This window comes from Tetzosporium hominis (genome assembly GCF_002265435.1).
Lineage (GTDB): Bacteria > Bacillota > Bacilli > Bacillales_A > Planococcaceae > Chryseomicrobium > Chryseomicrobium hominis.
The window spans coordinates 1-263 of the sequence record NZ_NOKQ01000247.1 but is presented as its reverse complement, the minus strand read 5'-3'; the positions used below and the strand labels follow the sequence as shown (position 1 = coordinate 263).

Here is a 263-nt window from a genome sequence, read left to right as displayed (position 1 = left end):
ATATAAACCTTGAGCAGGATGATTAGAAACCCTCACTTCAAGCGAAAGCCGCCTTGCGCCTTTTTCTTTGCACAGTTCAATCGCTGAGCGAAAAAGCGCTTCTCCTAAAGACTTGCCGCGATACTCCGGTTTTATTGCTATATTTGTAATTTGGGCGTCGTCCATCACAATCCAAATCCCGCAATACCCAGCAACATGGCCGTCCTTTTCAATCACGAGATAATGAGCATACGGATTTTCCATCAGCTCATGATAAAACGAAT

At 44.1% G+C, this 263-nt stretch carries 1 protein-coding gene; it reads right to left on the bottom strand.

The genetic code is table 11. From position 1 onward, the window contains the following. A partial coding sequence (gene rimI / locus CF394_RS11510) for a ribosomal protein S18-alanine N-acetyltransferase (RefSeq protein ID WP_094943809.1) occupies positions 1–263 on the bottom strand: 263 nt, incomplete at both ends.